The sequence below is a fragment of the Aquitalea sp. S1-19 genome (assembly GCF_024343515.1).
Genome location: NZ_RJTZ01000093.1, coordinates 1 through 12,923 on the forward strand (window position 1 = coordinate 1; position 12,923 = coordinate 12,923).

Sequence of the window (12,923 nt, forward strand, 5' to 3'; positions counted from 1 at the left end):
CCACCAGCAAAAAATCGCTCACCCGGCCATCTCCATCAAAGGCAGACGCAGCGTGGCGCGCACACCGCCGGCCTGGTCATTACATAGCGTCAGGCTGCCACCCAGACGCGACAGGGTCACATGCGACAACAGCACACCGATCCCCATTCCGCCCGTCTTGCCCGAAGGCAGCATGGCGAGGCCGGCACGCTCCAGCTGCGCCTCGGACAGGCAGCCTTCCCGGTTAATGATGGTCAGTTGCAAGCTCCCCGCAGCCAAGGCCACCTCCAGCTCGACTTTGCCGCCACCGGCATCCGCCGCATTGTTCAGCAAATTAAACAAGGCGGCCCAGAAGCCGTTATCCAGCGCGAGCGCAGGTCCGCCGCTATGCCTGCCTTGCCAGCTCAAGACCACATCGGGGCGCAGCGCACGCCAGCCGGCAATGCGCGTGGCCAGCGCATCGAACAAGGGCAGGCATTCGCTGGCCGGCTCGGCATCATGCCGCAGCCGGGACAAGCCCTCGCGGCACTGCGCCAGTTGCTGACGCATCAGCAGCAGATCTTCGGCCAGCTCGGGATCATCGGCATAGGCGTCCGACAGCTCGTCCGACAGCAGGCTTAGCGTCGCCAGCGGGGTAGACAGGGTATGGGCGGCACTGGCCGCCTGCACACCCAGTGCCACCAGTTGCTCGTTACGCAATTGCGCCTCGCGCGCGGCCGCAAGCGCTGCCTCGCGCCCGGCCAGCTCGCGCGACAGGCACGACACCACGCCGACAATCAGCATGACCGACAGGGCAAAAGTCAGCCACATACCGGCTAAATGCAGGGTAAAAGCGTAAGCCGCATCGCCACCGGCCACCGGCCATGGCAGATGCCAGAAAAAAAGTCCGCCATAAGCCAGCAAAGACAGGCCACCCAGGCTCCAGGCAAAACGCGCGGGCAACAATAAGGCAGCAAACAGAATGGGCGGCAGATAGAGCGAAGCCAGCGGATTGGCCGCACCGCCGCTCAAAGCCAGAATTTCAGTCAGGATCAATACATCGGCCAGCAAGCCCAAGGCCAAGGCATGCGTGTGAAGCAGCGCAGCAAAAAGCCCATGCGCCAGCGCCAGATTGATGAGTGCCAGCATCGCCAGCGCCTGTATGCACAAGCCCCACGGCAAGACTACGCCTTGCCAGAACAGCAGACCCAACAATAAGGCGGCAGCCAGCAGCATCAACCAGCGCAACTGGATCATGCGTTTGGCGGCATTGGTAAACAAGACAGGGGATAAGGGCACAGGCATGACCACAACTTTACCATCAGCATCTGTGGGCGGCGAAGGCTGCGACAATTTGCCGCAAGGCAGAGACGGCATCCGGGCTTACCATTTACGGATGAAAATGCCTTTCCTGCTCCCACTGCTGTTTGCCGCCGCACTTGCTGCCTGCACCCCCAAACCCGAAGCGCTGCCCTTCAAGGGCAGCGATGTCAGCACCGAAACCTTCGGTGGCGACTTCACCCTGACGACACACCAGGGCAAACAAGTCTCGCTTGCCGATTACAAGGGCAAAGTGGTCGCACTGTTTTTCGGTTACACCCATTGCCCCGATATCTGCCCGACCACCTTGCTGGAATACGCCGCCGCGATGAAAACGCTGGGCAAGGACAGTGATCAGGTGCAGGTATTGTTTGTCTCGGTGGATAGCAAACGCGACACGCCGGCGGTACTCGCCGGCTATGTGCCGCATTTCGATGCGCGCTTTATCGGCCTATCCGGCAGCGAAGCCGAACTCAAAACAGCCGCCGGGCGTTTCAAGGTGGTGTCGCAGGTATTACCGACCGAAGGCGGCGGCTATCTGATCGATCATAGTGCCGGCTCCTATCTGCTGGATAGCAGCGGCAAGCTGCGGGTGTACCTACCTTACGGCACCCCCGCCGACACCCTGGCACACGACATCAGGCTATTGCTTGACTAGACCCGGAACTGCGCCATGGTTTCACGCATGCGCTCTGCGGTACGACTGACATCGGCGGCAGAAGCGGCAACCTGACGGATGATGGCGCAGTTTTCTTCGGCCGCCTGTGCCACCATCTCGACTTTTTGCGCAATCATCTGGTTGGCCGAGCTTTGCTCGCCCAGCGCCAGGCCGATATTACTCACGCTCGCCAGCACCTGGTCGGCATTGCTGCGCACCTCGCCGATAGCCTGCTGTGCGCCCTGCGCCATCTCGACGCTGCTGACCACCTGCGCCACCGTCTGCTGCATGGTCTCGACCGCCTGGCGCGTACCGCTACTCACACTGCCCAGCAAGGCACCGATTTCACTGGTCGACTGGCTGGTACGCTCGGCCAGCTTGCGCACCTCGTCCGCCACCACGGCAAAGCCACGCCCTTGTTCACCGGCGCGCGCCGCCTCGATAGCGGCATTCAGCGCCAGCAAATTGGTCTGGTCGGCAATATCGCGTATCACCTGCACTACCGACGAGATCTGCAGCGCCTGCTCGTTCAACTGGCCGATTTCGCTGGCACTGCCATCGACACTGTCGGCAACCGACTGGATGCGCGCCACGGTTTGCTGCACCACCTGTTCGCCCTTGACCGAATGGGTCTGCGCCTGCGCCGTCTGCTGGCCGGCCTGCTGCGCACTATCCGAAATATGCTGCACCGCCACCATCATCTGCTCGACCGTCGCTGCCATCGCTACCGCCGCCTGGCTGGAATGCTCGGAAGCCTGCGACACTTGCGCCGCCGAATCGGACACCGCTGCCGCCGACTGGCTGAAGTCCTGCACATCCTTGCCCAGCGAAGCAAAAGTCTGTGCCAGCTTGTCCATCAGCCCGTTAAAGGATTGCGCCATCTGCCCCAGTTCGTCATGGCGCCGCACCGTCACCCGCTGGCTGAAATCGTTGTGCACACCGGCCGCCTCCACCACCTTGCCCACATCGGCCAAAGGCGAGCTGATCGAGCGCACGTTAAAGAGGGTATACACCATCCCCCCGCCAAAACAGATCCCCAGTAGTGCCAGCATGCCAAGCCAAGTGTTGCGGTAACGCTCTTCTGCAGCTTCATGCTCGCTGGCAGCAACCTTGACCTGCAGCTCGACCAGCCCGCTCAACTCGGCCAAACCCTGATTGGCCAAGCCATCATATTCGGCCACCAAGACTTGCAGGCGGACAGGATCCGGCTGCGGCTTGGCCGCTTCATTCAGCAAGGACTGCAATACCGGCAGCCGCTTGCTGGTGATGGATTCATATTTTTCGACGCCGATGCGCTCCGCTGCAGTCAGCTGGGTCGCCGTATATTTTTTCCATAGCGTGCTGTTCTGCGGCAGCAGCGCCCCTATTTTTTCGAGCACACCAGCGATAGCTACCGCCTCGCCTTTCTCCGCAAGTCTGACCAGCTGCAAACCCTGAAAGTGCATTTCACTCAGATTGAAGCGCATCTGCCCCAAATCAGCCAAGGGAACGGCACGATCTTCGTAAACCGTATTCAATGCTGTATTGGTCTGCTGCAAGGCATACAAGGCAAAACCACCAATCAGCATCATGCCGGCCAGCAAGGCCAGCGATTGCAGATAAAGGCGCTTTGCGATGGACAGGGTGTTTTTCATTTGAATGCTCCACCAGCGGAGTAATTGACAGATAAAATTATGCCTTTAGTATAACTTAATCAAATTGCAATAGTTTAAAGGCTCTAAATAAATTACTGCAGTACAGCAAATGTACTGCGACATCATGTCGCATTCCCCATCAAAGACATCAGCATTAGTATCGCCACACCCATGACTCCCCTTCTGGCGATGATGAAAACCTGCACTCCCCTTGTCCTGCTCCCGCTTGCCCTTGCCGTCCACACCGCCTGGGCCGAATCCATGCCTGCTACTGTACTGGACGAAATCGTCGTCACCGGCGCGCGCACCGTCAGCCCGCTCGTCGTCACTGCCGACCCGCAGGCGCCGCGCCGGCCGGTCGCCGCCGCCGACGCGGCCGACTTTCTGAAGACGGTCCCCGGCATGAGCAGCATCCGCAAGGGTGGCGCTTCGTCCGACCCGCTGCTGCGCGGGCTGGGCGGCTCGCGCCTGGCGGTGCAGGCCGACGGCCACTTCCTGTACGGTGGCTGCGGCGGGCGCATGGATCCGCCGACCGCGTACATCGTTCCCAGCGCATACGACCTGGTCGAGGTCATCAAGGGCCCGCAGTCGGTCAAATACGGGATGGGGCTGATCAGCGGCGCCGTCAATTTCGAGCGCAAGACCGAGCCGTTTGCCGAGGCCGGCACCCGGCTTAACCTGTCGGCGACCGGCGGCAGCTTCGACCGCAATGACGCGTGGCTCGACGCGACCGTCGGCAGCCAGCTAGGCTATGTTCGCGCGATCGGCACCCAGGCGCACGGCGGCGACTACCAGGATGGCAACGGGGATAAGGTGCACTCGGCATTCGAACGCCACAGCGCGACCGCGATCGCCGGCTTCACGCCCGACGCCGACACCACCATCGAGCTGTCCGCCGACCGCAGCCGCGGCGAAGCCGCCTACGCCGACCGTTCGATGGACGGCACCGTATTCGACCGCGACGCGTGGGGCATCAAGGCCGAGCGGCGGAACCTCACGCCGTGGCTGGCCGCGCTGCGCGCCGAATACGGCCACAGCTACGTCGACCATGTGATGGACAACTTCAGCCTGCGTCCGCAACCGGGCATGAAGATGCTGAGCAATCCTGACCGCGAGACCGACACCGCGCGCGTCGCCGCCGATCTCAGGCTCGCCAGGGCCGAACTGACCGTCGGCGCCGACTGGCTACAAGACGACCATACCTTCCGCGGTGGGGTAGATTACACAGGCAAGCCGCGCTCGCCAGACCAGAGCTTCGACAGTGCCGGCGTGTTCGCCGAGGGCAAGCTACCGCTGGGCACCAGCGAACAACTGGTCGCCGGCCTGCGCCACGACCGCGTCGACGCGCTCTACGATACGGGCTTTGGTAACGCGGCCTTGCGCAACACCGAGCAGCGCTACAACCTGACCTCTGGCTTTGTCCGGCTGGAAAGCAGGCAAGGCGCGTGGACGCCGTATATCGGATTGGGAATCGCCCAGCGTGCGCCGGACTTCTGGGAGCGCGCCAAGACAAATGGCGCCAAGCTGAACAAGGAAAGCAACACCGAACTCGACTTCGGCACGCTGTACAGGAACGGCACGCTGCAGGCGTCCGTCTCCGGCTACCTGTCGCGTATCGACGACTTCATCCTGCTCGAAGGCAAGCCGGGCTCAATCGCCGGCAGCGCCCGCAACGTCGACGCCCGCCGCGCCGGCTTCGAGGCGGACGCCAACTGGCGCTTCGCGGCCAACTGGCACGCGGGTGCGACGCTCGCCTATGCGTGGGGTGAGAACCGCAGCGACGGCAAGGCGCTCGCACAGACGCCGCCGCTGGAAGGCCTGCTGACGCTGGGCTGGGAAAATGACAGGCTGGCGCTGGCCGCCCATGTGCGCGGGGTCGCCCGCCAGGGCCGGGTCGCACCGGGGCAGGGCAATATCGTCGGCACCGATCTTGGCGAGAGCGGCGGCTTCGCGACGGTAGGCCTGAAGGCCGGCTACCAGCTGAACGACGCGATCCTGCTGTCGGCCGGCGTCGACAACCTGTTCGACCGCGCCTACGCCGAAGCGCTCAACAAGGGCGAGCCCAACGGACTCAACCCGATAACCGGCCGCATCAACGAACCTGGCCGCACGCTGTGGCTACAGCTGCAGGGCCGCTGGTAAGCCCGGGCTAACGGCGCAACTCTCACGCCCGGCCATGGCCTTGCCGGGCGTGCCATTTCATCCATTCGAAAACCTTTCCATGTCCCGTACCTCCGCTCTGGCACTCACTGCACTCGCCTGTGCCACCAGTTCCACCCCGTTCGCAGATCCAGTGCAACTAGAAGAAATTGTGGTTACCGCCACCGGCACGCCGCAGCCGATTGAAGACGTACAGGCCTCGGTCCAAGTGATCGATCGTCAAACGCTGAGCCAGCACTCGGCTCATAGCGTCACCGAAGTACTCAAGTCCGCCACTGGTGTGCAAACTAACAACTCCGGCGCCTCCGGCGCCATCTCAATCCGCGGCTTCAACAGCAACCAGAGTCTGGTGCTGATCAACGGCCAGCGCCGTACCAACAACTACAGCAGTAACAACCCCAACCAGATCAGCACCTTCGATATCGAACGTATCGAGATCGTGCGCGGCCCCATGTCCTCGCTGTATGGTTCGGATGCACTGGGTGGAGTGGTGAACATCATCACGCGTCAGCCGGGAGAAGACTCAGGCTTCAGCGCCCAGATGACTGCAGGTGCCGCACGCGAGGGGCGCGAAACCCTTCAGACAGGGCTCAACGCCAGCTTTGGCAACAGTACGCTGGGCCACTTGCTGACCTTGGAGCAAGAACAGCGCCAGCCCCTGCGCCACGATGATTCTACCCAGGACGATGCGGGTAGACTGATCAATCTTTCGGCCGCCTATCGTGGGAAATGGTCACCTGATGGCGTGCAATCGCTGGGCTGGGAGGTGGAAATCTTCGATCGAGACAATGACCGTGATGCCGAAGTGCTGGTTCGTCGCCCCGGTGGTGGAAAACCGACTTTCGATAGCGTAGCGTACAGCAACTACGAGGATGAACGGCGTAATTTCTATGGCCTCGACTATCAACGCCAGATCGGCGCGGGCGAACTCAAGCTGCGCACAAGCTATGGCCGCAGCAGCGGAGCGACCAATCGCAGTTTCCCGGAGACGCTGAAGGAAAACACGCTCTACAAGCAGTACCAAAGCGACGCGTTTTATCGTGTTCCCCTGTTCGGCGAACACAAGCTGACCTTGGGGGGCGGCTATAACCATGACAAATTGGATGTGACCATCAACTCGCAGCCGGCGTCTCGAAACAACCGCTTTCTGCTGCTGCAGAACGAGTGGCAGATCAATGATGCATGGACCTTGGTCGCTGGCGGACGCTACGACCGCTTCGATGATTTTGGCAATGCCTTTACCCCCAAGGCAAGCCTAGGCTGGGACGATGACGGCTGGCGTGCCCGCCTCGGTTATGGGAAAGGTTTCCGCGCACCCTCTCTGCTGGAGCAGTACGCCAGTTTCAGCCGCGCCGGCGGAACAACCATCATTACCGGCAACCCAAACTTGCAGCCAGAACAGTCGCAATCCTGGGAACTGGCGCTCGGTCGTACCTTGGGTAACCTCAACCTGGATGCCGTACTACACCATAGCGACGTGGATGACCTGATCAACGCGCGTCTGGTACGCAGTGTCCCCATCGTTGGCGGTCGCTATCTTGGCTTCTACGAATATGAAAACGTGGATAAGGCCCGTATCCGCGGTCTGGAGTTAAATGCCCAATGGAAAGCCACCAACGCACTGACCCTGCAGGCAGGTTATGACTGGCTTGACGCCGTTGATGCCAATACCGGCCTGCGCCTGGAAGGCCGCGCGAGCCGCACCGCCCGTCTGGAAGGCAGCTACGCCCTGACTAGCGATTGGCGTATCACTACCCGTGCCCGCCACATCGGGGGCTACCTGTCACGCAAGCCGGACTGCCGGGCCAACTGCCAGTTGTTTAACACGCGCCAGAGTTTGGTCGACCTGAATATCAGGCACTACCTGACCGAGCAGGTCGAACTGTTTGGCGGGATCGACAACCTCTTCGATCAGCGCGACCCGAGCAACTACGTCAACAACAACGCCGGCACGGGCGGCGGCAGAACCGATCCTGATGCTCGCTATTTCTATGTCGGCGGCCGTGTCGAGTTCTGAGTCTGACGCGCCTGCCGGCCTCTGGGCCGGCAGGTTGAGGAATACTGAATGAAAGATCACATCATTACCCGGGGGCGATATTCAACGGTTGCGGCACGCGGCCTGAACCTGACGGGTCTGCCCCTGCTTGGGCCGGTTCTGCGCCACCCTCTATTCATAACCAGTCTTCAGTTCGTCAGCGTCTCGCTGTTGCTGCTGGCCATTGGCCTGGGACTTTTTAGTGAAGACCGTAAGGATGGCCTTACCGTCGTGTTGTTCTGGGGCGTCTTCTGGCCCTTGCTGACCTGCGTGACAACCCCCAGCCTAGGGCCAGTATTCTGCGCTATCTGCCCGCACGGTGCCCTAGGCAAGTGGCTACAGCGCTTCAGCTTGAAGCGGCGCTTTCCCAAGGCCCTGCGTGGTGCCTGGATCAGCTTCAGCCTGCTCTTCCTAGGCTATTGGGTTCTAGCATTCAGCGCCCCCGATCTGCTCAGCGCCTCCACCCAGGCCACGGCCTGGTACTTCCTGCTGTTCACCCTGTTCGCCGTCGGCTGCTTCCTGTTCTATGCCAACATGGCCTACTGCAAACACATCTGTCCGCTGGGACGCGTATTAGCCAGTCATGGCAAGGTGGGCGGGCTGAGCATCCGCACGGAACAGCGCGACTGCAGCAGCTGTGCCACGTTCGAATGCGCTAAAGCCTGCCATTATCACCTGTCGCCGTTCCGCTTCGAGGAACGCAACAACATGGACAACTGCACTCTTTGCCTCGATTGCGTACAGGCCTGCGACAGCGCAGAGTTGCACTGGATGCGCCCGGGCCAAAACCTGAACCAGCCAATCCAACGTGCCGATCCGCATGATTACTGGGTAATTATCCTGATTCTGGCCATTGCCGGGGTCGGCATTCAGTTCTTACACGGTTTGCAGCACACCGGTCTGCGCGACAGCCTGCCTTGGAATGTGGTCGGCCAGTGGCTGCAGCAAAGCCTATCGCTGAACGCCGACACCTGGAATCTCTCCGGCCTACTGGCCCTGTTGCTGGCTCTATTGCTAACTGTGCCGATCGCGGCGCTGGGTTACCGATCGGCCGCACGACTGCTCGGGCAGCCGCCACAGACATTAGCGCTCGATCTGGCCTACGCACTGGCACCCATGGCCATTCTCGGCCTAGTCCCCCACGCGGTTGGCACCTTTGCCATGAAATACGGCCCGACGCTGGTCAATGAGACAGGCGCACTGCTCGGCTACACCTGGCAAGCCAAGCCCTTCGCCCAGCGCGGCGACACCTGGCTGAAGGTCGTCAACCTGCTGCCCTGGCTGGGCATCCTCTGGAGCCTACGTCTGACCTGGCAGCGAACGGCCCGTTGGAGCGCAGGAAAGGCGCAGCTTTGGGCCATCTGGGGCTTGGCATGCGCACCCATATGGCTCTATAGCGCGGTTATGATCACCAAGCTTGCTGCATTCATCCTGCTCCCCATGCCGCATCACCATTAGGACGACCCATAGGAAGTCTTATGGTGAAATCAGCCGCACCTCACTCCTACTCGACGAGGCCAAGCGCTCCGGCGATCCGCCTTTGATCATCAAGGGTTGATACTCGGCGGCTTCACCATAATGCGCGATGTTGATCTCAGCCTGCCATTTTGATTAGCGCTAATGCAATTTGCCGGCAACGTGCATCGCGGGAATAGCGATGCGCAAAAGAAACGAGCTCGCCCTCGACGAGTTGTTGCAATGCGTTTTCAAACTGCTAGAACGCACTGCCGAATAGCTCTACTGAAGACATGGGCGTGATATATAGGGCGCACTCCAAGGCGGTGCTAAGCGCAATCAAGCCGGACGCGCAGCGGCTACGGCAGGCGCATGAATCTGCCGATCGCTCGGTGGAAGGCTCCGCACTCGACCGCGACACGAGGGGAGCAAAGCCGATGCAGCCCCACACATCAGGCGAAAACACGGCCGCTGGAGGGCCTGCTGACGCTGGGTTGGGAGAACGACCGCATCGCGCTCGCCGCCCATGTGCGCGGCGTCGCCCGCCAGGGCCGGGTCGCGCCGGGGCAGGGCAATATCGCCGGCACTGACCTGGGCGAAACCGGCGGCTTCGCGACGGTGGGCCTCAAGGCCGGCTACCGGCTGAACGACGCCATCCTGCTGTCAGCCGGCGTCGACAACCTGTTCGACCGCGCCTACGCCGAAGCGATCAACAAGGGCGAGCCCAACGGACTCAACCCGATAACCGGCCGCATCAACGAACCTGGCCGCACGCTGTGGCTACAGCTGCAGGGCCGCTGGTAAGCCTAGGCTAACGGCACCACTGTCACGCCCGGCCATGACTGTGCCGGGCGTGTCTTTTCATTCAGAAATTTTTCATAAGTGGCAGCTTACAAAAGCAACGGTGCACGCCAAGGCGGGCACCGTTTTTTTATGGTTTCCGCCGCCGCCACAACCATAGCAGAATCAGCAACGCAGCCAGTCCCAACATCGGTGCACCAAACCAGTCCCAGCTGCCATCCGGATTGAGCCAGAATGCCGGTGCCGAGGCACCGACATTGGCGCCGGCGATCACCTGCGTATTCTCGACCACATCGGAAGCCGCGCCAGCCAGTTGCGAGGCTTGTGCGGCGTACAGCCCCACCATCATGCTAATCAGTTTGCGCATAGCCAACTCCTCTATCATGACATTGCAGACACTCACACCAGCATATGCATAAGAAGCCGGGTTTGCCGGCCACAATGCGGCGGGCAAAAAAGAAGCCTCCGCACAGGGAGGCCGCAAACTTTGGATAAGGCCAGCTTGACACAGCAAGCGCACCTTGCCCATGCGACCAATTGTCGCAGCCAGGCTGCGGCGAGGAATTGCCACTGCGGACACTTTCCCGCTGTTAAGCCAGCCTTAAGGCAACGCCACTAAGCTGCATAGCATGACCCAGCACAGGGAAACATGATGTCAGCCCAACCCGATACCCTATGCCAGCAGCACTGCCGCCTCAGCCGAAGCGGTGAGGCAGAACACGATGAACTGGCCGCCTTCGTGGCACAAACCTTCTGGCAGCACTACCAGGCGCGGCCGGATCACTTTCTGCCGTGGCTGCTGGGCGAGGCGGATCAGCAGCAGATCCGCGCCGTACTCGGTGTCAGGCTGGCCGAGCATGCACCGCTGTATCTGGAGCAGTATCTGGATGAGAGCATCGAGCAGCGTCTGGCCTGCACACTGGGCAGACCAGTCGCCCGCACGCAACTGGCAGAAATCGGCAACCTCGCCGCACATGACCGCCAGGCCGGCGCGCTGATCCGCATGCTGGTGCTGACCATGCAGGCGGCTGGCCGCCCGTGGGTGGTATTTACCGCGACGCGCCGCCTGGGGAAGATGCTGGGCCATATGGGCTTGCAGACGATCGCTCTGGCTCCGGCCGATCCGGCATGCCTGCCGCCAGAACAGCAACAGCGCTGGGGCAGCTACTACGCCCAGGCGCCCTGGGTGACACTGGGTCTGATCGAACCTTCCTACCAGGCGCTGGCTGCACGTCTGGCAAACCAGCCGCACTGGACGGCCTGGCAGCACCTGGCTCACAGCTTTGCCGAGCGCCTGCGGCTGGAGGCAAAGCCATGAACACGCCACTGTGGCAAACACTGCAGACCGCCCTGCAGCAAAGCGGCAGCCGCATCGTTCTCGACGATGGGACGCATCGCTATCCGGCCGACGAACTACTGGCGGCGGTCGACGCCGCAGCCTCCGCGCTGGCAGCTTACCGCGTGGTCGCGCTGGCCGCCGACAACGGCTGCGACTGGGTCATCGCCGACCTGGCCGCACTACAGGCTGGCGTCACGCTGGTGCCGTTGCCGCTGTTTTTTTCACCGGCGCAACAGGCGCATGTGCTGGCCAGCAGCAAGGCGGAACTGCTGCTACAGCCCATGCCTGGGGCCCCACTCTTTCCCGGCTGCCGCACACTGGGCGCGACCGTACTGCAGCCGGACGCCACCAGACACAGCGACAGCGCCAAAATCACCTTTACCTCCGGCACCACCGGAGCCCCCAAGGGCGTCTGCCTGAGCCAGACGCTGCTGCTGGCCACTACCCGCGCACTCCTGGATGCCAGTGGCGGCGCAAGCCTGCGCTCACACCTGGCCGTGCTGCCGCTGTCGACGCTGCTGGAAAATGTCGCCGGTGTCTACCGTGCCTTGCTCGCAGGCGCATGCTGTCATGTGCCGCCACTGGCGCAGGTCGGCCTGTCCGGCAGCTCGGGCTTTGACGTCGCCCGCCTGTGCCGCGCACTGGACACCTACACCCCCGCCAGCCTGATTCTGGTGCCACAACTGCTGGGCGAGCTCGTCGCCGCCGCACAGGCTGGCTGGCAGGTGCCGGCCAGCCTGCGCTTTGTCGCGGTGGGTGGCGCCCGCGTCGCCCCACGCTTGGTCGAGCATGCCCGCGCGCTGGGTCTGCCGGTATACGAAGGCTACGGGCTGTCTGAATGCGGGTCCGTGGTCTGCCTGAATACCCCGGAACAGGACAGGCCAGGCAGCGTCGGCCGGGTGCTGCCGCATGTCAGCGTAGAAGTCGTCAACGACGAGCTGGTCATCACCTTGCCGGACGCCAGCGCTTACCTGGACGATCCGGCCAGCTTCAGCACGCGCGTCAAAAGCGGCGACCGCGTCCGGATCGACGCCGACGGCTTTGTCCACGTCAACGGGCGCAGCAAGCATCTGCTGATTACCGCCTTCGGTCGCAACGTGTCCCCCGAATGGGTGGAGAGCGAATTGCTGGCACAGGGCGTGATACGCCAGTGCGTGGTTCTGGGCGAGGCGCTGCCGGCGCTGGTCGCGCTGGTGTTTGCCCCGGGAGCCGACGACCAGCATGTGCAGCAGGCTCTGGATCACGCCAGCCTTAGCCTGCCCGACTATGCGCGCGTGGCGCACTTTATCCGTCTGGAGACCCCCTTGGTGCCCGGCAGCCCGCTGATGACCGACAACGGCCGGCCCAGACGCGCGCTGATTGCCGAACACTACGCGACGGCCCTGGCCGCCCTTACCCTCCCTCGCACCGGAGTCCAAGCATGACTTTCTATCCGAAACTATTGGCCGCCACGGCCAGCGGCCGCGACTATCTGCTGGCCAGCGAACTGATCCATCAGGCCATGGCCGGCACCATGGATGCGGCAAGCTACGCCGCCTATCTGACCCAGGCCTTCCATCATGT

The 12,923-nt window shown here is 62.2% G+C and carries 10 protein-coding genes; 7 read left to right on the forward strand and 3 right to left on the reverse strand.

From position 1 onward, the window contains the following. Window positions 1–18 precede the first annotated feature (18 nt). A complete protein-coding gene (locus EGI20_RS13360; RefSeq protein WP_498632058.1) occupies window positions 19–1,263 on the reverse strand; it encodes an ATP-binding protein in 1,245 nt (414 codons plus the stop codon). Between the two features lie 97 nt (window positions 1,264–1,360). Between EGI20_RS13360 and EGI20_RS13365 the strand changes: the two genes are divergently transcribed. Beyond that, window positions 1,361–1,936 (forward strand): SCO family protein, encoded by a 576-nt coding sequence (locus tag EGI20_RS13365; RefSeq protein ID WP_498632060.1) that lies wholly within the window; start codon window positions 1,361–1,363, stop codon window positions 1,934–1,936. Here EGI20_RS13365 and EGI20_RS13370 read toward each other — a convergent pair. Next, window positions 1,933–3,570: a methyl-accepting chemotaxis protein gene (locus EGI20_RS13370; RefSeq protein ID WP_498632061.1), complete on the reverse strand. Its 1,638-nt coding sequence runs from the start codon at window positions 3,568–3,570 to the stop codon at window positions 1,933–1,935. The two genes, EGI20_RS13365 and EGI20_RS13370, sit on opposite strands and share 4 nt — an antisense overlap. Window positions 3,571–3,741: 171 nt before the next feature. On the opposite strand from EGI20_RS13370, the gene EGI20_RS13375 reads away from it, so the two are divergent. The 4 genes from EGI20_RS13375 (at window position 3,742) to EGI20_RS13390 (ending at window position 10,024) form a co-directional block, all read left to right on the forward strand. Continuing rightward, entirely contained in the window at window positions 3,742–5,712 is a 1,971-nt protein-coding gene (locus EGI20_RS13375) for a TonB-dependent copper receptor (protein WP_498632063.1), read from the forward strand. Between the two features lie 79 nt (window positions 5,713–5,791). After that, the gene (locus tag EGI20_RS13380) at window positions 5,792–7,747 is read left to right on the forward strand and encodes a TonB-dependent receptor plug domain-containing protein (RefSeq protein WP_498632064.1); all 1,956 of its coding nucleotides are present in this window, start codon (window positions 5,792–5,794) and stop codon (window positions 7,745–7,747) included. 48 nt (window positions 7,748–7,795) lie between these two features. After that, window positions 7,796–9,223, forward strand: coding sequence for a 4Fe-4S binding protein (locus tag EGI20_RS13385; protein WP_498632065.1), 1,428 nt, complete (start codon window positions 7,796–7,798; stop codon window positions 9,221–9,223). 369 nt (window positions 9,224–9,592) lie between these two features. After that, the gene (locus EGI20_RS13390) at window positions 9,593–10,024 is read left to right on the forward strand and encodes a hypothetical protein (RefSeq protein ID WP_498632066.1); all 432 of its coding nucleotides are present in this window, start codon (window positions 9,593–9,595) and stop codon (window positions 10,022–10,024) included. A gap of 127 nt (window positions 10,025–10,151) precedes the next feature. On the opposite strand, the gene EGI20_RS13395 is transcribed toward EGI20_RS13390, so the two are convergent. After that, a complete protein-coding gene (locus tag EGI20_RS13395) occupies window positions 10,152–10,388 on the reverse strand; it encodes a hypothetical protein (protein ID WP_498632068.1) in 237 nt (78 codons plus the stop codon). Window positions 10,389–10,673: 285 nt separating this feature from the next. Between EGI20_RS13395 and EGI20_RS13400 the strand changes: the two genes are divergently transcribed. Further along, window positions 10,674–11,339, forward strand: coding sequence for a thermostable hemolysin (locus EGI20_RS13400; protein WP_498632070.1), 666 nt, complete (start codon window positions 10,674–10,676; stop codon window positions 11,337–11,339). After that, a complete protein-coding gene (locus EGI20_RS13405) occupies window positions 11,336–12,784 on the forward strand; it encodes an AMP-binding protein (protein WP_498632072.1) in 1,449 nt (482 codons plus the stop codon). Before EGI20_RS13400 ends, EGI20_RS13405 begins: the two co-directional genes overlap by 4 nt. Window positions 12,785–12,923: the final 139 nt, after the last annotated feature.